The sequence below is a fragment of the Ramlibacter sp. genome, from assembly GCF_035655895.1.
In the GTDB taxonomy this organism is placed as follows: domain Bacteria; phylum Pseudomonadota; class Gammaproteobacteria; order Burkholderiales; family Burkholderiaceae_C; genus Ramlibacter.
Map to the genome: position 1 here is coordinate 1,066,413 of NZ_DASRTN010000006.1, position 22,232 is coordinate 1,088,644.

The 22,232-nt window shown below is 71.9% G+C and carries 18 protein-coding genes; 8 read left to right on the forward strand and 10 right to left on the reverse strand.

Annotated features, from left to right (window positions below; all coding sequences use genetic code 11):
- Window positions 1–6 precede the first annotated feature (6 nt).
- Genes VFE82_RS08095 through VFE82_RS08105 form a run of 3 tightly spaced genes read left to right on the forward strand, consistent with a single transcriptional unit; the run spans window position 7 to window position 6,411 of the window.
- Window positions 7–1,239, forward strand: a complete 1,233-nt coding sequence (locus tag VFE82_RS08095; protein WP_324999747.1) for a GGDEF domain-containing protein — start codon at window positions 7–9, stop codon at window positions 1,237–1,239.
- 49 nt (window positions 1,240–1,288) lie between these two features.
- Entirely contained in the window at window positions 1,289–5,209 is a 3,921-nt protein-coding gene (gene hrpA, locus VFE82_RS08100) for an ATP-dependent RNA helicase HrpA (protein WP_324999748.1), read from the forward strand.
- A complete protein-coding gene (locus VFE82_RS08105) occupies window positions 5,188–6,411 on the forward strand; it encodes an MFS transporter (protein WP_324999749.1) in 1,224 nt (407 codons plus the stop codon). The genes hrpA and VFE82_RS08105 overlap by 22 nt, the downstream gene beginning before the upstream one ends.
- Before the next feature lie 18 nt (window positions 6,412–6,429).
- Here VFE82_RS08105 and VFE82_RS08110 read toward each other — a convergent pair whose 3' ends face one another.
- Together VFE82_RS08110 and VFE82_RS08115 are read right to left on the reverse strand one after the other, a co-directional pair.
- Window positions 6,430–7,107 (reverse strand): SGNH/GDSL hydrolase family protein, encoded by a 678-nt coding sequence (locus VFE82_RS08110; RefSeq protein ID WP_324999750.1) that lies wholly within the window; start codon window positions 7,105–7,107, stop codon window positions 6,430–6,432.
- Window positions 7,108–7,271: 164 nt separating this feature from the next.
- Window positions 7,272–8,405, reverse strand: coding sequence for an ABC transporter substrate-binding protein (locus tag VFE82_RS08115; protein WP_324999751.1), 1,134 nt, complete (start codon window positions 8,403–8,405; stop codon window positions 7,272–7,274).
- 279 nt (window positions 8,406–8,684) lie between these two features.
- Between VFE82_RS08115 and VFE82_RS08120 the strand changes: the two genes are divergently transcribed.
- Genes VFE82_RS08120 through VFE82_RS08130 form a run of 3 tightly spaced genes read left to right on the forward strand, consistent with a single transcriptional unit; the run spans window position 8,685 to window position 12,479 of the window.
- Window positions 8,685–9,269: a 2Fe-2S iron-sulfur cluster-binding protein gene (locus VFE82_RS08120; RefSeq protein WP_414708735.1), complete on the forward strand. Its 585-nt coding sequence runs from the start codon at window positions 8,685–8,687 to the stop codon at window positions 9,267–9,269.
- On the forward strand, window positions 9,266–10,252 hold the full coding sequence (locus tag VFE82_RS08125) for a xanthine dehydrogenase family protein subunit M (RefSeq protein ID WP_324999753.1): 987 nt from the start codon (window positions 9,266–9,268) through the stop codon (window positions 10,250–10,252). Before VFE82_RS08120 ends, VFE82_RS08125 begins: the two co-directional genes overlap by 4 nt.
- A gap of 13 nt (window positions 10,253–10,265) precedes the next feature.
- Window positions 10,266–12,479 (forward strand): xanthine dehydrogenase family protein molybdopterin-binding subunit, encoded by a 2,214-nt coding sequence (locus tag VFE82_RS08130; protein ID WP_324999754.1) that lies wholly within the window; start codon window positions 10,266–10,268, stop codon window positions 12,477–12,479.
- Window positions 12,480–12,507: 28 nt separating this feature from the next.
- On the opposite strand, the gene VFE82_RS08135 is transcribed toward VFE82_RS08130, so the two are convergent.
- The 5 genes from VFE82_RS08135 to VFE82_RS08155 form a co-directional block, all read right to left on the reverse strand.
- Complete coding sequence (locus VFE82_RS08135; protein WP_324999755.1) at window positions 12,508–13,287, reverse strand: trypsin-like peptidase domain-containing protein; 780 nt, start codon at window positions 13,285–13,287, stop codon at window positions 12,508–12,510.
- Entirely contained in the window at window positions 13,284–13,574 is a 291-nt protein-coding gene (locus tag VFE82_RS08140; RefSeq protein WP_324999756.1) for a hypothetical protein, read from the reverse strand. Before VFE82_RS08140 ends, VFE82_RS08135 begins: the two co-directional genes overlap by 4 nt.
- 164 nt (window positions 13,575–13,738) lie before the next feature.
- Entirely contained in the window at window positions 13,739–15,232 is a 1,494-nt protein-coding gene (locus VFE82_RS08145) for a hybrid sensor histidine kinase/response regulator (RefSeq protein ID WP_324999757.1), read from the reverse strand.
- Window positions 15,232–16,713 (reverse strand): ATPase domain-containing protein, encoded by a 1,482-nt coding sequence (locus tag VFE82_RS08150; protein WP_324999758.1) that lies wholly within the window; start codon window positions 16,711–16,713, stop codon window positions 15,232–15,234. Before VFE82_RS08150 ends, VFE82_RS08145 begins: the two co-directional genes overlap by 1 nt.
- A gap of 187 nt (window positions 16,714–16,900) precedes the next feature.
- Window positions 16,901–18,343: an MATE family efflux transporter gene (locus VFE82_RS08155; protein ID WP_324999930.1), complete on the reverse strand. Its 1,443-nt coding sequence runs from the start codon at window positions 18,341–18,343 to the stop codon at window positions 16,901–16,903.
- Window positions 18,344–18,469: 126 nt separating this feature from the next.
- Between VFE82_RS08155 and VFE82_RS08160 the strand changes: the two genes are divergently transcribed.
- On the forward strand, window positions 18,470–19,012 hold the full coding sequence (locus VFE82_RS08160) for a MarR family winged helix-turn-helix transcriptional regulator (protein WP_324999759.1): 543 nt from the start codon (window positions 18,470–18,472) through the stop codon (window positions 19,010–19,012).
- A gap of 19 nt (window positions 19,013–19,031) precedes the next feature.
- On the opposite strand, the gene VFE82_RS08165 is transcribed toward VFE82_RS08160, so the two are convergent.
- The 3 genes from VFE82_RS08165 to VFE82_RS08175 form a co-directional block, all read right to left on the reverse strand.
- Window positions 19,032–19,778 (reverse strand): HAD family hydrolase, encoded by a 747-nt coding sequence (locus VFE82_RS08165; protein WP_324999760.1) that lies wholly within the window; start codon window positions 19,776–19,778, stop codon window positions 19,032–19,034.
- A gap of 92 nt (window positions 19,779–19,870) precedes the next feature.
- Window positions 19,871–20,248 (reverse strand): glyoxalase superfamily protein, encoded by a 378-nt coding sequence (locus VFE82_RS08170; RefSeq protein WP_324999761.1) that lies wholly within the window; start codon window positions 20,246–20,248, stop codon window positions 19,871–19,873.
- Window positions 20,249–20,309: 61 nt separating this feature from the next.
- On the reverse strand, window positions 20,310–21,140 hold the full coding sequence (locus tag VFE82_RS08175) for an IclR family transcriptional regulator (protein WP_324999762.1): 831 nt from the start codon (window positions 21,138–21,140) through the stop codon (window positions 20,310–20,312).
- 83 nt (window positions 21,141–21,223) lie between these two features.
- Here VFE82_RS08175 and VFE82_RS08180 point away from each other — a divergent pair, with 83 nt between their 5' ends.
- Window positions 21,224–22,231: a TRAP transporter substrate-binding protein gene (locus VFE82_RS08180; protein ID WP_324999763.1), complete on the forward strand. Its 1,008-nt coding sequence runs from the start codon at window positions 21,224–21,226 to the stop codon at window positions 22,229–22,231.
- The last annotated feature ends 1 nt before the right edge of the window (window position 22,232 follow it).

Below are 22,232 nucleotides of genomic sequence, written 5' to 3' on the forward strand. Positions count from 1 at the left end.
GTCCGGATGGACAGCCTTTCGATCGGTTTCTGGGGTGCCTTTTTCGGCGCGGTCGGCCTGGTGCTGCTGGCCGGCCTCCTGCTGTTCCTGCGCGCGGCCCGCCGGGTGGCCCTGACCGGGGCGCTGTCGGCGCTGATCTCGGGCTTCTACGTCCTCGTCTTCCTGGGCTGGCTGCCGCTGGCCGACCCGGTGCTGCGGATGCGGCTGCAGGCCGGCACGGCCACGGTGTCCGCTGCGGTGCTCGGGATGCTGCTGTTCTGGATGCTCGGCCAGCTGCGCGGCCGGCGCCGGGCGGCACTGGCGGTCGCCGCCACCAGCGGGCTGGCCCTGGCGCTGCTGGTCGCCAGCTGGCTGCTGTCGCCCGAATCGGCGCTCGCGCTGGGCGCCGCGATGGAGGCACTGATGGTCGTCATCGCGCTGGTAGGGGCGGTCGGCCATGCGGTCCGAGGCGAGCGTCTGGGCTGGCTGGCGGTGGCCGGCGTCGGCCTCATGTCCGTCACCATCGCGGTGCTGACACGCCATGCCTTGCAGCCGGGCCGCACGGCCTGGCAGCTGCACGCGCTGGCGGCCCTCAGCGGCATGGGCTACGTCACGATGATGGCCGCGGCGATGTGGGAGCGCTACTCCTACCTGATCGGCCTGCGCGAGGTGATGCGCCTGGGGCCCAGCTTCGACCCGGTCACCCGCATGCGCTCGCACGCCGAGACCGGCGTGATGGTGGGCGAGGCGTTCGCGCGCGGCGGCGTCGACGGCCTGCCGCTGGGCGTGCTGGTGGTGTCGCTGGGCAACCTGCAGGCACTGGAGCAGCTGCACGGCCGCTCGGCCTACAACCACGGGCTGTTCATCTGCGCCGGCCGGTTGCGCCGCACGGTGCCGCCCGGCGTCGAGATGGGCCGGCTGGGCGAGGACGCCTTCCTGCTGCTGGTGCGGCGCCCGAGCAATCCGCGGCTGCTGATCGACCTGGCGCACCAGGTCGCCCGCCGGCTGGCCAAGCCGGTGGCCCTGGGCACCAGCCGGGACCTGGCCGCCCTGGAGGCGAGCCACACCGAATGGGTGGCCGACATCGGCGTGGGGGTCATGGTCGCGCGGCCCGACATGCGGCCGGCGCTCGCGGTGAACGCCGCCCGCGCGATGTCGCGCACGGCCTGGAGCTACGCCAGCCGGGTGGCCTGGTACGACGAGAAGGCCCGGCAGATCGCCGAGCTGCCTTCCGGCGCCACTCACGCCGTCGTCCGATAATCGGGGGCTTTGGCCAGCGCGGCCGCTGCGCCGCCCCGAGTTCCGCCCCTTGCCCGCTCCCCGCATCACCTTCCCCGAGTCGCTTCCCGTCTCCGCCCGGCGCGACGAGATCGCGCAGGCCATGGCCGAGCACCAGGTCGTCATCGTCTGCGGCGAGACCGGCTCCGGCAAGACCACCCAGCTGCCCAAGATCGCCCTGGCCATGGGGCGCGGCAAGCTCAACGCCGCGCCGGGGGAGAAAGGGCGGCTGATCGGCCACACCCAGCCGCGGCGCATCGCCGCCTCCAGCGTGGCCAAGCGGATCGCCGAGGAGCTGGAGACGCCGCTGGGCGAGGTGGTCGGCTACAAGGTCCGCTTCCAGGACCGCCTCTCGCGCGACGCCTCGGTCAAGCTGATGACCGACGGCATCCTGCTGGCCGAGACCCAGACCGACCCGCTGCTGCAGGCCTACGACACGCTGATCATCGACGAGGCGCACGAGCGCAGCCTCAACATCGACTTCCTGCTCGGCTACCTGCGGCAGATCCTGCCGCGCCGGCCGGACCTGAAGATCGTCGTGACCTCGGCCACGATCGACGCCGAGCGGTTCGCCGAGCACTTCGCGTCCGCCCGCGGCAAGGCGCCCGTGATCTACGTGTCGGGCCGCATGTACCCGGTCGAGCAGCGCTACCGGCCGTTCGAGGAATCGCGCGACTACGGGCTGGACGAGGCCATCGCCGACGCGGTCGATGAGCTCTGGCAGGGCCACGCCGGTGGCGACATCCTGGTGTTCCTGCCCGGCGAGCGCGAGATCCGCGACGCCGCCGACCACCTGCGCAAGCACCTGTCGCACAGCCCGCTGACCCGCACCGCCGAGGTGCTGCCGCTGTTCTCGCGCCTGTCGCAGGCCGAGCAGGACCGCATCTTCGAATCGCACAGCGGCCGGCGCATCGTGCTGGCCACCAACGTGGCCGAGACCTCGCTCACCGTGCCGGGCATCCGCTACGTGGTCGATGCCGGCACCGCGCGCGTCAAGCGCTACAGCTTCCGCAGCAAGGTCGAGCAGCTGCTGGTCGAGCCGGTCAGCCAGGCCGCTGCCAACCAGCGCGCCGGCCGCTGCGGCCGGGTGGCCAACGGCATCTGCATCCGGCTGTACGACGAGAAGGATTTCCTGGGCCGCCCGCGCTTCACCGACCCGGAGATCCTGCGCTCGTCGCTGGCGGGCGTGATCCTGCGCATGAAGGCGCTGCACCTGGGCAACGTCGAGGAATTCCCCTTCATCGAGGCGCCGCAGCGGCGCGCCATTGCCGACGGCTACCAGCTGCTCAACGAGCTCGGCGCCGTCGACGACGACAACGAGCTGACCGAGGTCGGGCGCGAGCTGGCCCGGCTGCCGCTGGACCCGCGCGTGGCCCGCATGATCCTGGAGGGCCGCGAGCGCGGCGCGCTGGCCGAGGTGCTGGTGATCGCCGCGGCGCTGTCGGTGCAGGACGTGCGCGACCGCCCCCTGGAGCTGCAGGCCCAGGCCGACCAGCAGCACGCCAAGTTCGATGACGAGAAGAGCGAGTTCTCGGGGTACCTGCGCCTGTGGGACTGGATCCACGCCGCGCGCGGCGGCGGTGGCGAGGGCGCGCCGCACCACAAGCTGTCCAACCGGCAGTACGAGGCCCTGCTGCGGCAGAACTTCATCAACGTGCGCCGTGTGCGCGAGTGGCGCGACATCCACAGCCAGCTGCACACCGTGGTGTCCGAGCACAAGTGGCGCCTGAACGCGCAGCCCGCGGGCTACGAGCAGCTGCACAAGTCGATGCTGGCCGGCCTGCTGGGCAACATCGGCTGGAAGATGGAGGATGGCGGCCCGAACCCGTCCACCGGCGCCCGGCCGCAGGGTGGCGGCTCCTCCGAGTACCTGGGCGCGCGCGGCATCAAGTTCCACCGCCATCCCGGCGCGCACCTGAAGAAGCGGCCGGGCCGCTGGATCGTCTGCGCGGAGCTGGTGGAGACCACGCGCCTGTACGGCCGCGGCATCGCCAACATCGAGCCGCAATGGATCGAGGAGGTCGCGGGCCACCTGCTGCGCAAGCAGCTGCTCGACCCGCACTGGGAGAAGAAGGCCGCGGAGGTGATGTCGCTGGAGCGCGCCACCCTGTACGGGTTGGTGATCTATTCCGGGCGGCGGGTGCCGTTCGCCAAGGTCGACCAGCAGGGCGCACGCGAGATCTTCATCCGCGAAGGCCTGGTCGCCGGCCAGTGGGACACCCGGCTGCCGTTCCTGGCCGCCAACCTCAAGCTGGTGCGCCAGGTCGAGGAGCTCGAACACAAGTCGCGCCGGCAGGATGTGCTGGTGGACGAGGAGCTGATCTATGCCTTCTACGACCAGCAGCTGCCGCCCGACGTGTACAACGGCCACACCTTCGAGGGTTGGTACCGCACCGAAAGCCGCCGGAACCCGGACCTGCTTCGCCTGACGCGCGAGGAGCTGATGCGGCACGAGGCCGCCGGCATCACCACCGATGCCTTTCCCAAGACATTGCGGCTGGGCGGCGTCGACTGCGCCGCCACCTACCTGCACGAGCCCGGCGATGCGCGCGACGGCCTGACCGTCACGGTGCCGCTGTTCGTGCTGAACCAGGTGAGCGACGAACGCGCCGAATGGCTGGTGCCCGGCATGCTCAAGGACAAGATCCAGGCGCTGCTCAAGAGCCTGCCGCAGAAGCCGCGCGCGCGCTTCGTGCCGCTGCCCGAATCGGCCGCGCGGCTGGCCGCCGAGCTCACCACGACCGAGCGGTGGGCCGTCGGCGCCCTGACCGACGTCCTGCTGAAGCTGGTGCGCGAGCAGACCTCGCTGGACGTCAAGCGCACCGACTTCAAGCTGGACATGGTGCCGCCGCACCTGTTCATGAATGTCCGGGTGGTCGACGAGCATGGGCGGCAGCTCGGCATGGGGCGCAACCTGGGGGCGCTCAAGGCCGAGCTGGGTGCGCAGGCGCGGGGCGCGTTCCAGGCCCTGGCGGGCCTGAAGGCCGCGGCGCCTGCAGCTGCCGCGTCCGGTCCGGCGCCGGACGCCGGGGCCGCCGCACGCGCACAGCCCGGGCCGTCGGCCCAGCGGTCTGCCGCACCGGCGGGGCCGCGCGTGGACTCGGCCCAGCGCCACACGGCCTGGACGTTCGGCGAGCTGCCCGAACTGATGGAGGTGCGCAAGGGCTCGACCAGCCTGATCGGCTTCCCGGCGCTGGTGGACCAGGGCGATGCCGTCACCATCGAGGTGTTCGACGAGCCCGAGGTGGCGGCCGCCCGGCACCGGGTGGGCCTGCGGCGCCTGTTCGCGCTGCAGTTGAAGGACGCGCTGAAGTACCTTGAGAAGAACATTCCCGACCTGCAGAAGATGGCCGTGGCGTACATGCCGCTGGGCACGCAGGAGGACCTGCGCCAGCAGATCATCGACGTGGCGCTCGACCGGGCCTTCCTGCTCGATCCGCTGCCGGCCGACGAGGCCGCGTTCCGGCGGCGGGTGGAGGAGGGCCGCGGGCGGCTCACGCTGATCGCCAACGAGGTCGCGCGCCTGGCCGCCACCGTGCTGGCCGAGTACGCGGGCGCCGCGCGCAAGATCAAGGACACGAAGATCCAGCCCGATGCCACGGCCGACGCGTCGCAGCAACTGCAGCGGCTGGTGTCCCGGCGCTTCCTGGTGGACACGCCCTGGGCGTCGCTGCAGCACCTGCCGCGCTATCTGAAGGCGATCACGCTGCGGCTGGACAAGCTGCGGGCCGACCCCGCGCGCGATGCCGCCCGGATGGTCGAGGTGCGGCCCCAGGAACAGCGCTACTGGCGTCTGGTGGCCGAGCGCAAGGGCCAGGTCGACGACCGCATGCAGGAGTTCCGCTGGCTGCTCGAGGAGCTGCGCGTCAGCCTGTTCGCGCAGGAACTGCGCACGCCGCAGCCGGTGAGCACCAAGCGACTGGACAAGGTATGGGCCCAGTTGACCAGCTGACGCCGGCGGCCGCGGCCCGGCCGGCCGGGCATGGGCGGCTGATGGTGAACCTGGTCGCGCAGCTTGCCTTCGGCCTGCTCGCCATGACCATCTGCCTGCCGTCCATGCAGGACTGGCCCGCCACCTTCTCGGCCAGCCAGGCCGCGGTCCAGCTCACCTTCAGCGGCTACGTGGCCGCCTACGGCGGCCTGCAGCTGGTCTACGGCGCCGTCTCCGACCGCATCGGCCGCCGGCCCGTGCTGTTGTTCGGCCTGGTGCTGGCCGTCGCGGGTTCGCTGCTCGCGGCGGTGGCCAGCGACCTGCCGCTGCTGGTTGCCGGTCGCGTGGTGCAGGGCGCCGGTGCCGCGGCCGGGATGGTGACGGTGCGCGCGATGGTCCAGGACCTGTTCACCGGCGCCGAGCGCACCCGGATGATGGCCTTCATCGGCATGAGCATGGGCGTGTGCCCCCCGGTGGCGACCCTGCTGGGCGGGCAGCTGCACGTGCGGCTGGGCTGGCAGGCGAACTTCGTGCTGATGGCCGTCGTGGCTGCCGTGCTGCTGGCCGCGGCCTGGCTCGGCGTGCCGTCCACGACGCAGCCGGCGCGGCCGCACGATGGTGCCTGGCGCGCGCTGGTGGCCGGGTATGGCCGCCTGGTGCGCGAGCCGGCGTTCCTGCTGTACGTCGCCATCCTGGCCTCGATGACCGCCACCTTCTATGCCTTCCTGGGTGGCGCGCCGATCGTGCTCAAGTCCTACGGGGTCACGCCGGAGCGGGTGGGCTGGTACATCATGTGCGTGCCGCTGGCCTACATCGGCGGCAACCTGCTGACGACGCGGCTGGTGCGATGGGTGCGCGACCGCACGCTGATGCGGCTGGGCCAGGCGTCGACGATCGGCGGCATCTCCCTGGTCCTGCTGCTCGGCCTGGGCGGCTGGGGTTCGCCGCTGACCCTGGCCTTGCCGCTGCTGCTGCTGGGCATCGGCCACGGCCTGCTCGCGCCGCCGACGCTGGCGGGCACGGTCGGCGTGGTGCCGGCGCTGGCCGGATCGGCGGCCGCGGTTGGTGGCCTGGTGCAGCAGCTGGTCGGCGGGCTGGCGGCACTGGGTGTCGGCATGGTCAGCCACGACGGCCAGGTGGCACTGGCCGCCATGATGCTGGGATGGACGGCGCTGGGCCTGGCAGCGCAGGCGCTGCTGCGGCATCCGGCGCGGCGGACCTGATCCGGCCCGCCGGGCCGGTCACCAGCCGCGTTCGGCGAGCAGCTCGGCGACGCGCCGGGCCACGGCCACCTGGCCGTTGTAGTTCAGGTGGATGTGGTCCATCCGCATCGACGAGGGCGGCACGTCGTTGGCCTGGTCGGTCGCGTCCTGCGCATTGCCGGGGTCGGCCCTGCCCACCATGTACGAGCGCATGTCGTAGTAGTTCTGCGGGTAGAGCGCCGCCAGCTCGCGGTTGAGCTGCTGGATCACGTCGTAGCCCGGGCCGCCGCGCCGCTCGGCCGGCGTGTCCTGGTTCACCACCGACAGCACCAGGAAACGGGTGTTGCCGGGCGCCAGCGTGGCGACCGAGCGGGCGATGTCCGCCTTGATCCGCTCGGGGTCGTCCTGGTTGTTCATTCCGTACCAGAAGACGTTGATCCAGTCGCGGTGGCCGGTGTCGGCCACCTGCCGGTCGGCGATCTCGGTCGAGGTCTGGCCCGCGATGCCGCCGTTGAAGACCTGCCGCTGCGGCAGCACGAACTGCAGCTCGCGTGCGTAGGGTTCGGTGAGCGAGTCGCCCCAGGCGGCGACGTTGGAGGACAGGTTGACGGCGGAGCCGGAAACGGCGCTGGCGCCCACCGATCCACCGCCGCCCCCGCCGCCGCAGCCGGCCAGGAGCGTCGAAAACAGAAGAGCCGTTGCGGCGCGTCGATCCATGGTTGCAGGTCCTGTAGGTCTCCAGGAGAGTCTGCGATGCCAGGAGGCGGCGCCGTGTCAGCGGCCTCTGTCAGCGCGCGTCGGCGCCCTGGCCGAGCGGGGTCGGCCGGCATGCGGCTGCCCGGCGCGCACCGTCGTCGCAGCGCCGGGCGGAGAGGGCCCGCTCAGGTGCGGATGCGGCCGTCGCCGGTGAGCATCGACAGTTCGACGAAGCTCGAGGCGACGTGGTCGGTGGTCGACATCGTGATGTTGAAACCGCCCAGGTTGACGGTGCCCAGGCCCTCGAGCGACGCGACCAGGGTTTCGCTGGTCGGCTTGGCGGGACCGCGGCGCAGCGCCTCGACCATCACCTTGGCCGCCAGGTAGCCTTCCATGCTGGAGAAGTTGGCCTGGTAGTCGCCGCCGGCCTTGCGGACCGCATCGACGAACTCGCGCGAGATCGGGCGCACGAGCGAGTAGGGCGAGGGCATCACCTGCGACACCACGACGCCGGCCCCGTCCTTGCCCAGTTCGTCGGCCAGCGCCTGCGTGCCCACGAAGGACACGTTGTAGAAGGTGCCGCCGTAGCCCGCGGCCTTGGCGCCCTTGATGAACGCCGCGCAGGCCTTGTACGCGCCGACCTGCACGATCGCGTCGGGCCGGGCGGCGGTCAGCGTCCTGACGGCGGCGGCCACGTCGACCGAGTTGCGCTCCACGGTTGCCACCGCGACCGGCTTGGCGTTCTGCGCGGCCAGGGCCAGTTGCACCCCGTCGAGGCCGGCCTTGCCGTACGCATCGTTCTGGTAGAAGACCGCCACCTTGTTCAGGCCGAGGTTGGTGAGCTGGCGCACGATGGCAGCGGTCTCGTCGTTGTACGAGGCGCGCACGTGGAATGCGTAGCGATTGAACGGCTGGCGCAGGGCCATCGCACCGGTGAAGGGCGCGATGAAGGGCGTCTTCGCCGCGGTGGCCAGGGGCAGCGCGGCGACGCTGGTGGGCGTGCCGATGTAGCCGAAGAGCGCCAGCGGATCCTCGCTCAGTAGCTTGCGGGTGTTCTCGGCGCAGCGGTCCGGCTCGTAGCCGTCGTCCAGCTTCACCAGCTCGATCGGCTTCTTGTTCAGGCCACCCTGGGCATTCACCTGCTCGAGGCACAGGCGGGCGCCCTGGTGGAACTGGATGCCCAGCTGGGAGGCCGGGCCGGTGAACGGCGCCGACTGGGCCAGGACGATGCGGTCGGTCTGTGCGCGCAGGGCGGGGAAGGCCGCGAGCGCGGCGGCGCCGGCGGCGGCACGGGCGAAGGTTCGACGATTCAGGCTCATGCATGAAATTGTGGAAGCAGACCCTGGTGATTACCCTGACAGGACTGACAGGTTCGGTCCCCCACGGCGGCACACGTCAGTGACTCGTCAGTGATCTGTTGCCGAGGCGACACGTCCGCGTCCGCCGTCCGTAGTCCGTGTCTCACCCCGGGCGCCGGCGTCGGCCCGCGTTGTCGGCCGGACGCTCTCCTTAGAGTGCGTCGGCGGTCCTCCGCCGCGTGCCACTTCCCCGCCGTCGCACCTGTCCGCTGCCCGGGGCCCGCACGGGCCGGGTGCCTTGTGCGCCTGGACGCTGCCGGCACGCGGCACGCGGCCGTCCCCACCACTTCCGCCTTCCAACGCCCTTCCATGCAGACCGTCCCCATCACACTCGACGTCAACGGGCGGCAGCACCAGCTGTCGCTCGATCCCCGCACCACGCTGCTCGACGCGCTGCGCGAGCACCTCGGGCTGGGCGGCACCAAGAAGGGCTGCGACCACGGCCAGTGCGGCGCCTGCACGGTGCTGCTGGACGGCCGCCGGATCAACGCATGCCTCAGCCTGGCCGTGATGCACGACGGCCAGTCGGTCACCACCATCGAAGGGCTGGCGCGGGGCGAGGAGCTCCATCCGCTGCAGGCCGCCTTCATCCGGCACGACGGGTTCCAGTGCGGGTACTGCACGCCGGGGCAGATCTGCTCCGCGGTCGGGATGCTGGAGGAGGTGCGCGCTGGCATGCCGAGCCATGTCACCGAGCGGCTGGACGAGAAGCCGGTGCTCAGCGCGGACGAGATCCGCGAGCGCATGAGCGGCAACCTGTGCCGCTGCAGCTGCTACCCGAACATCGTGGCGGCGGTCCAGGACGCGGCGGGAGCCAAGGCATGAAGGCGTTCACCTACGAGCGGGCTGCGACTGCGGAGGCCGCGGCGGCCATGGCGGCCGGCCGCGCCGGGGCCCGCTACATCGCCGGCGGCACCAACCTGCTGGACCTGATGAAGATCCAGGTGGAGGCCCCCGAGCACCTGGTCGACATCAACCGCATTCCCGGCCTGGACCGCATCGAGCCCACGCCCGAGGGCGGCCTGCGCATCGGCACGCTGGTGCGCAACGGCGATCTCGCGGCCGATCCGCAGGTGCGCAGCCGCTATCCGGTGCTGGCGCGCTCACTGCTCGCCGGCGCCACCGGGCAGTTGCGCAACAAGGCCACCACCGGCGGCAACCTGCTGCAGCGCACCCGCTGCTATTACTTCTACGACCCCAGCAAGCCGTGCAACAAGCGCCGTCCGGGCTCGGGCTGCGCCGCGATCGGCGGCTTCAACCGCATCCACGCCGTGGTCGGTGCGAACGAGCAGTGCATCGCCGTCCACCCGTCCGACATGGCGGTGGCGATGCGCGCGCTGGACGCCCAGGTCGAGACCCTGCAGCCGCAAGGGGGCCGGCGGGTCATCCCGATCGCCGACTTCCACCGGCTGCCCGGCGACACGCCCCAGCAGGATGCCAACCTGCAGCCTGGCGAGCTGATCACCGCGGTGACCTTGCCGCCACCGCCACCGGGCGTGCAGCTGTACCGCAAGGTGCGCGACCGCGCCTCGTATGCCTTCGCGCTGGTCTCGGTGGCGGCGATCGTCGACGCGCAGGCCGGGACGATCCGCCAGGCCCGGATGGCGTTCGGCGGGCTGGCCCACCAGCCCTGGCGGGTGGCCGCCGCGGAGGATGCGCTGGCCGGCCGTCGCGCGGATGCCGCCGCGTTCGACGCGGCTGCCGACGCGGTGCTGCAGGGCGCGCGCGGGCAGGGCCACAACGATTTCAAGATCCCGCTCACCCGCCGGGTGCTGGCGGGCGTGCTCGCCGAAGCGGCAGGCGTCTGAAGGGGACACCACGATGCAGATGACTCAGGCGGCAGCGCCCAACGCGATCGACGAGAACCGGCACGGCCAGATCGGCCGTCCGCTGGACCGGGTGGAGGGGCGTCTCAAGGTGACCGGGCAGGCACTCTATGCGTACGAGGTCCAGGAAGGCGCCCGGCCGGCCTACGGCTGGATCGTCGAGAGCTCCATCCCCAAGGGACGGCTGGCCGACGTCGACACCCGCGCGGCCGAGCAGGCGCCCGGCGTGCTGCTGGTGCTGACCCACCGCAACATGCCGCCGCAGGCGCCGTACTCGATGGAGGTCCAGCAGCGTTTCGAGCGGCCGCTGCCCTACCTGAACGATGCCGAGATCGCCGCCTACGGCGAGCCGGTCGCCTTCGTGGTGGCCGAGAGCCTGGAGCAGGCCCGCGCGGCGGCGGCGCTGGTGCGGCTGGACTATGCCGGCGCGCACGGCGAGTACGAGCTGCGCCGCCACCTCGAACGGGCCGAGGTCCCGGGCGGGAACATGGGCGAACCCGACACCGCGGTGGGCGACTTCGACGGCGCCTTCGCGCAGGCGCCCGTGACGGTCGACGCGACCTACACGACGCCGTTCCACATCCATGCGCAGATGGAGCCGCATGCCACGCTGGCCTGGTGGGAGGGCGACCGGGTGGTGATCCACTGCTCCACCCAGATGGTCGAGCACGCGCAGAAGCGCGTGGCGAACACGCTGCAGATGCCGCCGGACAAGGTGCGCATCGTCAGCCGCTACATCGGCGGCGGGTTCGGCGGCAAGCTGCCGGTGTTCGCCGACGTGATCCTGTCGGCCCAGGCGGCGCGCCTGCTGGGGCGGCCGGTCAAGACCGCCCTGACCCGCCAGCAGATGTTCCACATCACCACCCACCGCAGCGAGACGGTCCAGCGGGTGCGGCTGGGCGCCACGCGCGACGGCGTGCTGCTGGCCATCGGCCACCAGGCCTGGTCGCACAGCGCGCGGGTGGACGACTTCTACGAGACCGCCGCCGTCCAGACGCGCTCGCTGTATGCCGCGGCCCACCGGATGACGCAGCACCGGGTGCGCAAGCTCGACCTGCCGCGGGCCGATTCCTGCCGGGCACCGGGCGAAGCCGTCGGCCTGCTGGTGCTGGAGTGCGCGATGGACGAACTGGCGCACCAGCTGCGGATCGATCCGGTGGAACTGCGGCTGCGCAACGAGCCGACGCTGGATCCCGAGAAGGGCGTGCCGTATTCCACGCGCCAGCTGGTGCCCTGCCTGCAGGAAGGTGCCCGGCGCTTCGGCTGGGAGCGCCGCAATCCGCAGCCGGGGCAGGTGCGCGAAGGACGGTGGCTGATCGGGATGGGCATGTGCGCCACCACGCGCAGCAACCACCTGCAGGCCGCGAAATGCCGGGTGACCCTCGACCGGGAAGGCGTGCTGACCGCCCGGATGGCGATGACGGACATCGGCACCGGCACCTACACGATCCTGACGCAGATCGGCGCCGAGATGCTGGGCCTGCCGCCCGAGCGGGTGCGCATCCTGCTGGGCGACAGCGACTTTCCGCCCACCGCGGGCTCGGGCGGCTCGTTCGGGGCGGCGTCCTCCGGCTCCGCGCTGTACGACGCCTGCGAGAAGCTGCGCACCAAGCTGGCCCAGAGCGCCGGCATCGACGCGGCCCAGGCTCAGTTCGGCGACGGCAAGGTGACCGGCGGGGGCAAGTCGGCCCACCTGGCGGCGCTGGCGCACGACGGCCTCTCGGCCGACGGCGAGATCCAGCCGGGCGACATGGACAGCCGCTACTCGCAGCAGTCGTACGGCGCGCAGTTCGCCGAGGTGGCGGTCGACGCGCAGTCCGGCGAGGTCCGGCTGCGGCGCATGCTCGGCGTGTTCGCCGCCGGGCGCATCCTGAACCTGAAGACGGCCACGTCGCAGGCGGTCGGGGGGATGATCTGGGGCGTCGGCAGCGCGCTGCACGAGGAAGGCGCACTCGATGCGCGCTACGGCTACTTCGCCAACCACGACCTGGCCGAATACCACATCCCGGTGCATGCGGACATCCCGGCCATCGAGGCGGTGTTCCTGCCCGAGCTGGACGACAAGGCCAATCCGCTGAAGATCAAGGGGGTGGGCGAGCTGGGGATCAGCGGCGCGGGCGCGGCGGTGGCCAACGCCATCTTCAACGCCACCGGCGTGCGCATCCGCGACTACCCGATGACGCTGGACAAGGTGCTGGCCGGCCTCTGAACGGCCGCACCAGCCGCCGCGGCCGCCTTCAGGGGGCCGTGGCGGCGGCGCGCGCGACGGCCGCAGGCGGGCTGGTGAGGGTCAGCAGGATGTCGGCGTACCACGCGCAGTTGAGTCCCAGCGATTCGTCCTGCGACAGGTCGCGGCCGCCCATGTCGAAGCGCGAGGAGTGCACGCCCAGCAGCTTCCATGGCAGCGGGGCGTCGCCGCCGGCCATCCGCATCACGACCGGCGCGCCGCTCGAGCCGCGGTGGGCCCTGGCATCGGTCAGGAAGCACCCCTGGCCCTGGAAGCGCAGGCCGAACGAGGACGCAACGATCGCATGGCGAGCCACCGGCAGGTGGTGCAGCGTGTCGTGGAAGCCGAGCGGGAACCCGATCAGCAGCAGCGGGGTGCCGACCTCGGTGGCCACCAGCGAGGACAGCAGGTGGTCGGGTGTGAAGGCGTGGATGAGGGCGGTGGCCGGCAGCCGCGAGGCTTCGACCTCGAGCACGGCGACGTCGATGTCGCCCGCCGTGTCGCTGCCCTGGCGCCAGGCGGCGCGACGACGCGCGTACAGCGGGATGCGCAGCGGCGTGCTCGCCGCCAGGTTGCCTGCGGCCGTGTGCAGGCCGATCTCGATCTCGTCCGGAAAATGCCCGGTCGGCTGGTCGAACAGCACGTGCCGGCTGGTGACCAGGAACAACCGGGTGCCGCGCCGGAAGAAGAAGGCCGAGGCGCGCGTCAGCACGCGCTGGGCCAGCAGCGTGGTGACCTGCACCGTCGTGAGCAGCAGCGGCTCGACCGCCAGCGGGGCGGTCTGGCTCATCCGGGGGCGGCACCGGCCCGGATGGCGGCCCCCAGTTCCAGCAGCAGCGCCTGCGCCTGCGGATCGGCGGCCTGGGCGGCCGCATGCGTGTCGGCCAGTGCCGCGCAGCGGTCGCGCTCGGCGCGCACCGCGGCCTCGACCAGCATGTTGATGCCGTGGTCGCCGTAGGGCGGTGGCCCGAGCACGGGCGCGTGCGAGCTGCCGGCCGTTGCCTGCTGTGCCTGCAGCGCGGCGCTCTCGTCGCCCAGGATGCGGCTCCATTCGCGGCGCTCGTTGGATTCGGTCATGTGGCTGGTTGAGGTGGCGCCGTGTGCAGGCGTCTGGATGACTATGGCGCGCGCCATCCCCCGCGTCCGTAGGACATCCTCCCGAGGCCCGCCCGGCCCGGCGCCGCGGGCGACGCGTGAAGGCACGGGCGGGACGGCGCGAAGCGCTGGAGCGGTGCGAAGCGCTAGAGCCGCGACAGGCAGCCGAGCAGCTTGTCGAAGTCGAGCGGCTTGACCAGGTGGTAGTCGAACCCGGCCTCGCTGGCCCGTGCCTTGTCGGCGTACTGGCCCCAGCCCGTCAGGGCGATGAGCAGCGGCTTGGGGCTGCCCGAGCGGCTGCGGATGCGCCGGGCGGCCTCGTAGCCGTTCATCACCGGCATGCCGATGTCCATGACCACCGCGTCGGGGTTGTCGACCACCACCCGGTTGACCGCCGCCGCGCCGTCGTGCGCCACGCTGACGGACATGCCGTGCAGCGTCAGCAAGGCCTCGAGCGTGTTGGCCGCGTCCACGTTGTCGTCGACCACGAGGATGCGGCGGGCGGTGCAGCCCGGCGCGGACGGGCTCGCCGGCGGCGGCAGGGCCGTGGTCTCGGGTTCCACCACCACCGGCAGGCGCAGGACGAACTCGCTGCCGGCGCCGGCGCCGGCGCTGCGGGCCTCGACGCTGCCGCCATGCAACTGCGCGAAGGCGCGGGTCAGGTGCAGGCCGAGGCCGAGCCCGCCGGTCGGCTCGCCGATCGTGCGGGTCTGCTCGAACATGTCGAAGATGCGGTGCAGCTCGGTGGGCGCGAGCCCGACGCCGTTGTCCTGCACCACGAATTCGACCGCCGGGCCGTCGTGGCGGATCTCCAGCCGGATGCGTCCGCCGGGCGGCGTGAACTTGCCCGCGTTCACCAGCAGGTTGGCCACCGCCTGGACCAGCCGGACATGGTCGGCCTGCAGCACGACCTCGCCTTCGGGCTGCTGCAGCACCACCTCGTGGTCGCGCGCCGCGAAGCCCGCCTGCGCGATCTCCAGCGCATGCGCGGCCACCCGGCGCGCCGAGGTGCGGGACAGCTGCAGCTCGAGCTTGCCGCTGGTGATGCGCGCGACGTCGAGCAGGTCGTCGACCAGCCGGGTGAGGTGGCTGACCTGCCGGTCGACGATGCCCACCAGCGAGCCCACCTGCGGCGACGGGTGGAGCCGCTGCAGGATCGCCATCGCGTTGCGGATGGGAGCCAGCGGATTGCGCAGCTCGTGCGCGAGCGTGGCGAGGAACTCGTCCTTGCGGCGGCTGAGGGCGCGCATCTCGTACTGGCGGGCGCGGGCCCGCAGCGCAGAACGCGCGGCACTCACCAGCGTGATGGTGCGCACCGGCCGCTCGAGCATCGTGACGTTGCCCAGGCGCTCGACGGCGCGCTGTGCCTCCAGCGTGTCGGCGCCGCGCTTGGCCATGACCAGCAGCGGCAGGTCGGACCACGCGGCCTGTCCGGCCAGGAGCTGCGACAGCGCGGCCAGGACCGGCGGCGTCAGGGCTTCTTCGGCGATCAGCAGGGCGCCCGCGCCGAGCTGCAGTTCGGCCGCCAGTTCGTCCTCCGAGGTGCAGGCCCGCGCCTCGATGTCGGCCGAGCGCAGCACGCGTTCGGCCAGTTGGGCATCGCCCGCCGCGGCCACGTGGATGAGGATCCGGTGCTCCATCAGTCGGCGTCGCCCCCGGGCGCGACCTGCACCGGCACCCCGCTGAGCAGCCCGCGGTAGCCGCGCAGGATCTGCCCCACGCGGATGCCGTCGTGGCCGAGCGAGAAGGCGCGGATCGTCCGCTCGTGGGTGCTGCCGCGCTTCTTGAAGACCGAGACGGCCTGGCGGATCTCGCCGTCCAGCTCGTAGTAGCGCAGCATCAGCACGTTGTCCGCCACGTAGCTGGCATCCATCGCGCTGCTCATGTTGCCGCCCAGCATGCCCTGCTGGACACCGACCAGCAGCGTCATCACCTGGTGCTGCCCCAGGAAGGTCAGCAGCTCGTGCAGATAGGTGGTGAGGAAGCGCTCGTCCGGCACCGCGTTGAGGTAGCCGTTGAGGCTGTCGATCACGAGCACCTTGGTCCCGCGGGCCACCGCGGCCCGGACGGCGGCCGCGAACTGGCCCGGCGACAGTTCGGCCGGGTCGACCTGCTGCACCGTGAGCAGGCCCGAGTCGATGGCCGCGCGCAGCGGCAGGTTCAGGCCGTCTGCCCGGTGCAGCATGTTGCTGGCGGACTCCTCGAACAGGAACATGGCTGCCGCCTCGCCCCGTGCATTGGCGGCGGCGACGAACTGCGCCGCCAGCGACGACTTGCCGGTGCCTGGCGGGCCGATGATCAGCGTGCTCGTGCCTTCCTCGACGCCGCCGCCCATCAGCGTGTCGAGTTCCTTCACCCCGCTGCTCATCTGCTGGCGGCCGCTGATCGCGCGTGACTCCGCCGCGATCAGCCGCGGGTGGACGTCCAGTCCGCCGCGCACCAGGTTGTAGTCGTGCAGGCCGCCTATGAACGGCCGCCCGCGCAGCTTCACCACCCGCAGGCGGCGGCGCTCCACGCCGTAGTCCTTCACCGAGTGATCGAGCTGGATCACGCCGTGCGCGATGCTGCGCACCTGCAGGTCGCCATTGGCCGAGGCGGTGCGGTCGTCCAGCAGCAGGACGGTGCAGCGGCGGCTGGAGAAGTACTGCTTGAGCGCCAGCACCTGGCGCCGGTAGCGAAGCGGCGATTCGGCCAGCAGCTGCAGCTCGGACAGCGAGTCGAGCACCACCCGGGAGGGCTGGCGTTCCTCGACCACGGCCAGGATGGTCTTGAGCGTGTCGGCCAGTTCCACCTCGGACGGATGGAACATCGAATACTGGCCGGTGCCGGCCAGCAGGTCCTCGTTCGGCAGCACTTCATGCACGTGCATGCCGTCGAGATCCCAGCCATGGGAGGCGGCGACCGCGGCCAGTTCATCCCGGTTCTCCGCAAGCGTGATGTAGACGACGGATTCGCCGCGGCGAACGCCCTCCTGCAGGAACTGCAGGCCCGTGGTCGTCTTGCCCGCGCCAGGCTCGCCTTCGATCAGGTACACGCGATGCGGAGTGAGCCCGCCGCCGAGGATCGTGTCCAGGCCGGGGATGCCGGTGGACAGAAGATCCGGTTGCGCCGCATCCTGCATGGAGGTCCTTCTTCTGCTCCGGCGCAAACCCTCGTGCGCTGGTGCACGGAAGCGGCTGATGCGCATCCATGTTAGCGCAAGGCCGCGCTGACGAGTCGGCGCTGCGCGCGTTTCGGGAGCGTCGCAGCCTCGCCTGCGCACGTGCGGTGTGACGCGTGCGGGGGTCCTGCGTGCCGTCGTCAGGTCCTCAGGACGCGCCGCTGCGCTGGAGCAGCGCAGCCGGCGTCCTGGGCCAGCCGACTGGGCCGAACCACGCACCGCCGGCCACCGCCCACGTGTTCACCGCCGCGTAGACCAGCAGCGCAGCCGCCTGGGCCGCAAACACGCCGGGCAGTCCCCACCCCAGGCGCACCGCGAGCCAGCCACCGAGCGCCGCAACGGCCAGCCGGGCCAGGTTGCCCAGCACCGGCCATCCGAGCCGGCCGGCACCCTGGGACGCGAAGTACAGCAGCAGGCCGGCCGCGAAGAAGCCGTAGAAGGGGCCGACCTGCCGCAGGTACAGGCTGCCCGCGGCGATCACGGCGGGATCGGTGCTGAACAGCCGGATCCAGGCGGCCGGCCAGGCAGCGGCGGCCAGGCCGATCGCCTCGGTCACCGCGAAGGCCAGTGCCGCGCCCGTCCACGTGGCGGACAGGGCGCGATGGCGCCGGCCCGCGCCGATGCAGGTGCCGACCATCGCGACCAGCGGTCCGCCGAGACCGAAGACCAGGGGCACCAGCAGGTACTCGATGCGCGAGCCGATGCCGTAGCCCGCGATGGCGGCCGGACCGTAGGCCCCCGCGAACGCGGTCGCGATGGCGATGGCGACGTTGGTCGCAAGGGTCGAGACCGCGCCCGCAGCGCCCACGCGCAGGATGTCGGCCGCGAGCGCAGGGCGCAGGCGAAAGCCGTGCAGCACCGGCGCGACCACGCTGCGGCCGCTGGCCACGTAGGCCGCCAGCCAGAGCGTGCCGACGGCGTAATACAGCAGGAGGGCGATCGCGCCGCCGGCCACCCCCAGGGGAGGGATCGGGCCGACGCCGAAGATCAGCGCCGGCGACAGCGGCACCAGCACCACGGTGCCGACGCAGGTGACCAGCGCCGGCATGGCCATGTTGCCGGTGCCGCGGATCACCGACGCCAGCGCGTTGAACAGCCACACCAGCACCGCCCCCGCGAACACCCAGCCCGAGTACGTGAGCGCCACCTGCAGCGACCCGCCGACGCCGCCCATCGCGGTGTACAGTGCGCGCCCGCCGAGCCAGGCGGCCGCGGTGAACAGCAGGCCGAAGCCGACCGAGATGACGCAGGCGTGCAGCACCAGGGCGTTGGCGTCCTCGAGCCGGCGCGCGCCCAGCGCCCGCGCGATCGAGGAGGAGATGCCACCGCCGATGGCACCGGCCGACATCATCTGCATCAGCATCACCACCGGGAACACGAGCGCGACGCCGCTGAGCGCATCGACGCCGAGCCGGCCGATGAAGTAGGTCTCGATCAGGCCGACGCCGGCCTGCGCCACCATCACCAGCACGTTCGGGGCACCCAGGCGCAGCAGGGTGGAGGTCACCGGGCCTTCCAGCAGCTGCCGGGTCCGGGGATTCAGGGCAGGGCTGCCCGCGGGCGGCGTGCGGGCGGCGGTCGTGGCGGACATGGCGGACATGGCGGCTCCTTTCGGTCGGGGCAGGTCGACATGTGCTTGTGCACGGACCGGCGATGCGCGATACTACGTGCATGTGCACATTCCTGCTTGCGACGGTGCCGCCCGGCGGACCGGTCCATGGCTGACGCAGCGGCGCTGAGCCCGGTCGACGTCTGCCATTGCCTGGCCGTGCGGCAGGCGGCGCGCTGGATCAGCCAGCTGTATGACCAGCACCTCGCGGCGTGCGGCCTGAGCTCGACGCAGTACGCGGTGCTGTCGCAGCTGCAGCGTTCCGGCCCGTCGAGCATCGCCGCGCTGGCCGAGGCCATGGTGATGGACCGCACCACCATGACGCGCAGCGTGACGCCGCTCGAGCGCGACGGCCTGCTGGCCATCACGGCCGGCGAGGTCGACCGGCGCCGGCGCGAGGTGACGATCACCGCCGCCGGGCGCGAGCGGCTCGCAGCCGCCCGGCCGCAGTGGCGGCGCGCCCAGCATGCCTTCGAGCAGCACTTCGGCGCCGCACAGGCGCAGGCGATGCGCACGATGCTGCGCCAGGTGCCCACGGGAGCCGCGGCGGCGGCCGGCGGCGAGGCGTTGCAGGACCCGCCGGCGACGGCGCCCGCCCGATCCCATCGTCGGGGCGGCCGCACCGCCGCACCACGCAAGGATCGGGGCTAGCCGGCCTCGATCGCGGGAATCAAGGGCTGGCGCTGCGTCCCAGCGGGTCGTCGGCGGGCTGCAGCACGGCCAGCAGGTCCGACGTGGTGCGCAGGATCAGCCCGGCGCCCGCCCGCTGCAGCTCGCCTTGCGTGCCGAACCCGCACAGCACGCCCACGGTCTGGGCACCCGCGGCAACGCCGGTGCGCACGTCGATGGTGGTGTCTCCGATCATGAGGCACTCCTGCGGCGCCACGCCCATCGCGGCGGCGGCGAACAGCAGGGGCTCCGGGTGCGGCTTCATGCGGCGGGTGGTCTGCGCGCCGATCACCTCGGTGAAGTGCTCCCGCACGCCGTAGTGGGCCAGGAAGCGCTCCACCCGCGGCGCGCTGCCGGTGGAGATGGTGCACATCGGGAAGCGGCGCGCCAGGATGCCCAGCATCTCCTGGACGCCGGCCACCATCTCGTGCGGAACCTCGTCGGCGGCGGCCGGGTTGCGGGTGTGCGCCGGGTCGATGCCGCGCTGGCGGATCGCCTTCAGGCGTTCGCGCAGGCGCGCCAGGGGCACGTCGAGTCCGAGCTGGTCGAGCAGGGCATAGGCCGCGTGCACGGGGGTTTCGGCCGCCATGACCGTCTGCCGTGCCAGCCGCTCGGCGCGCCGGCCGCTGACGCCGGGGACCGCATCGAGGGCGGCCGCGAGCCGCGCCACGATGTGGTCATCGGTGTCGGCCAGGGTGCCGTCGATGTCGAAGCAGAGGGCCCGGATGCGGGCAAGGTGCAGCGCCATGGCCGGACGTTAACGCCGCCGGCAACTCATGAAGGACGCGATGGCCCGTTCGCTCCAGGCGTGCCGGTCTGGCCGATCGGCCCCGGCCCGGGTCAGGCAGCGGACGCCGGCTCGTCCACGCTGGTGAAGACCAGCCGGTTGCCGAACGGATCCCGCACCGACAGCTCGCGGCCCCAGGGCTGCGCCTCGATCGACGGCCGGGCGTAGCGGTAGGCCTTGCCGGTGAGTTCGGCGTGCAGTTCGTCGAGCGTGTCGGTGCCGATGCGCAGCGCCGCGCCGGGGCTGCAGTCGCCATGGTGCTCCGACAGGTGCAGCACGCAGCCGGCGCGGGACACCTGCAGGTACAGGGGCAGCTGCGGCTCGAACCGGTGCTCCCAGTCGACCTGGAAGCCCAGGAACTCGACGTAGAACTCGCGGGCCTTGGCCTCGTCGAAGATCCGCAGGATCGGCGTGATGGGGTGCAGGCGCATGGAACTCCTCCGTACGCGGATGCTACCTGCTGGCCCGCGGGCCGGGTGGCGGACCTGCGGCTCAGGCCATCCGGCCGCGCCGGGCGAAGAACGGGGACGTGCTGCCGGCCAGCGCCAGCTCCGCCGCCGCCTCCATCACTGGGCGGCCGAGCGCTTCGATGCGCTGGGGCGTGAGCCGCTGCAGCGGCCCGGCGATGGTGATCACGCCGATCGCCTCGCCCCCGCGGCGCAGCACGGGCGCCGCCATCGCGGTCATGCCCGGCGCGTACATCTCGTGAATCACGCTGAAGCCGCGGCGCCGGTCCTCCTCGAGGATCTTCATGAGGGCCCGGAACGTGGTCGGCGCCTTCGGCCCATAGGCCTTCGGGTCGCCGAAGCCCTGCTTGGCCACCAGCTCGGTCGCGCGCTCCTCGGTCAGCGTCATCAGCCAGGCGTGGCCTCCGGCACTGCACGACAGGCGCACGTCGATGCCCATGTCGGCGTCGTACCGCAGGCCGGAGCGGGCGCCCTGCGCCTTGGCCACGAACGTGAGCCGGTCGCCATCGACGATGGCCAGCCGCACCAGTTCGCCGGAGACCTCCGCCAGCCGGTCGATGATGGGCTGCGCCACGTCGACCACGCCGCAGCCGCCCAGGAAGCTGAGGCCGAGCGCCGGCAGCCGTGTCGTCAGCGCGTAGTCACCCTGTTCGCGCAGCTGGCGCACGTAGCCCGCTTGCACGAGCTCGGCCAGCAGCCGGTGGCAGCCGCTGCGCGGCAGGCCGATCTCGTCTGCGATCGCCGCAAGCGGCAGTCCCTGCGGGTCCTGCGCCAGGGTCTCCAGCAGCCGCAGCACGCGCGCGACGGTGCCCACGGGGGCGGTCGCAGGTGCGGGAAGCGATGGGTCGTTTGCCATGTGAAAGGAGATTCCGGCCTGGAATGGTGTTCTGACGCCGTTCCTATGATGCACCAGCCATCGCCCACCACAGGAGACAACACATGAAGACGATCACACGCCGGGCCGCTCTCGCCGCGGCCTTCGCCACGGCCGCGTGCACCGCCGCGGCCCAGGACATCCAGGAGAGGACCATCAAGTTCGGTCACCTGAACAACGCCGACCACCCGGTGAGCTTCGGCGTCAAGCGCTTCTCGGAGCTGGTGGCGGCCAAGAGCGGCGGCAAGCTCAAGGTCCAGGAGTTCCCGGCGTCCCAGCTGGGCAACGAGCTGCAGCAGCAGTCGTCACTGCAGAGCGGGGTGCAGGAGATGTCGGCGCCGGCGACGACATCGCTGGCCGGCACGGTCAAGGAATTCGGCCTGGTCGACTTCCCGTTCGCCGTGGGGAGCTACGCCGAAGCAGACGCGCTGCTCGACGGCCCGTTCGGCCAGGCGCTGCTGGCCAAGCTGCCGGAGAAGGGCCTGGTGGCGCTGGGCTACTGGGACCTGGGCTTTCGCAACGTGACCAACAGCAAGCGCCCGATCACGCGCGCGGAAGACCTCGACGGCCTGAAGATCCGCGTGATCCCCAACCCGGTGTTCCTCGACACCTTCAAGGCGTTCAAGGCCAACCCGGTGCCGATGCCGTTCGCCGAGCTCTTCGTCGCGCTGGAGACGCGCGCGGTCGACGGCCAGGAGAACCCGTACGCGGTGATCCTGTCGAACAAGTTCTATGAGGTGAACAAGTTCGTCAGCGCCACCAACCACGTGTACGCCGCCAACATCATCCTGGTGAGCAAGCGGTTCTGGGACCGGCTGTCGGCCACCGAGCAGAAGATCCTGCGGGACGCCGCCGCCGAGTCGCGCGACTACCAGCGCCAGGTGAGCCGTGCCGCCGCGCAGAAGGCGGTCGGCGAACTGCAGGCCAAGGGCATGCAGTACAACGAGGTCTCGCCCGCCGCGCAGGCGAAGATGCGGGAGATCGCCAAGCCGGTGACCGACCGCTTCGCGGCGAGCTACGACCCGGCGCTGGTCAAGCTGTACGCGCAGGAACTGGCCAAGGTGCGCAAGTGAG

Coding starts and splice junctions, on each gene's coding strand:
- VFE82_RS08095 (WP_324999747.1), top strand. CDS start 7: ATGGACAGCCTTTCGATCGGTTTCTGGGGTGCCTTTTTCGGCGCGGTC.
- VFE82_RS08105 (WP_324999749.1), top strand. CDS start 5,188: ATGGGCCCAGTTGACCAGCTGACGCCGGCGGCCGCGGCCCGGCCGGCC.
- VFE82_RS08110 (WP_324999750.1), bottom strand. CDS start 7,107: ATGGATCGACGCGCCGCAACGGCTCTTCTGTTTTCGACGCTCCTGGCC.
- VFE82_RS08115 (WP_324999751.1), bottom strand. CDS start 8,405: ATGAGCCTGAATCGTCGAACCTTCGCCCGTGCCGCCGCCGGCGCCGCC.
- VFE82_RS08125 (WP_324999753.1), top strand. CDS start 9,266: ATGAAGGCGTTCACCTACGAGCGGGCTGCGACTGCGGAGGCCGCGGCG.
- VFE82_RS08130 (WP_324999754.1), top strand. CDS start 10,266: ATGCAGATGACTCAGGCGGCAGCGCCCAACGCGATCGACGAGAACCGG.
- VFE82_RS08135 (WP_324999755.1), bottom strand. CDS start 13,287: ATGAGCCAGACCGCCCCGCTGGCGGTCGAGCCGCTGCTGCTCACGACG.
- VFE82_RS08140 (WP_324999756.1), bottom strand. CDS start 13,574: ATGACCGAATCCAACGAGCGCCGCGAATGGAGCCGCATCCTGGGCGAC.
- VFE82_RS08145 (WP_324999757.1), bottom strand. CDS start 15,232: ATGGAGCACCGGATCCTCATCCACGTGGCCGCGGCGGGCGATGCCCAA.
- VFE82_RS08150 (WP_324999758.1), bottom strand. CDS start 16,713: ATGCAGGATGCGGCGCAACCGGATCTTCTGTCCACCGGCATCCCCGGC.
- VFE82_RS08155 (WP_324999930.1), bottom strand. CDS start 18,343: ATGTCCGCCACGACCGCCGCCCGCACGCCGCCCGCGGGCAGCCCTGCC.
- VFE82_RS08160 (WP_324999759.1), top strand. CDS start 18,470: ATGGCTGACGCAGCGGCGCTGAGCCCGGTCGACGTCTGCCATTGCCTG.
- VFE82_RS08165 (WP_324999760.1), bottom strand. CDS start 19,778: ATGGCGCTGCACCTTGCCCGCATCCGGGCCCTCTGCTTCGACATCGAC.
- VFE82_RS08170 (WP_324999761.1), bottom strand. CDS start 20,248: ATGCGCCTGCACCCCATCACGCCGATCCTGCGGATCTTCGACGAGGCC.
- VFE82_RS08175 (WP_324999762.1), bottom strand. CDS start 21,140: ATGGCAAACGACCCATCGCTTCCCGCACCTGCGACCGCCCCCGTGGGC.
- VFE82_RS08180 (WP_324999763.1), top strand. CDS start 21,224: ATGAAGACGATCACACGCCGGGCCGCTCTCGCCGCGGCCTTCGCCACG.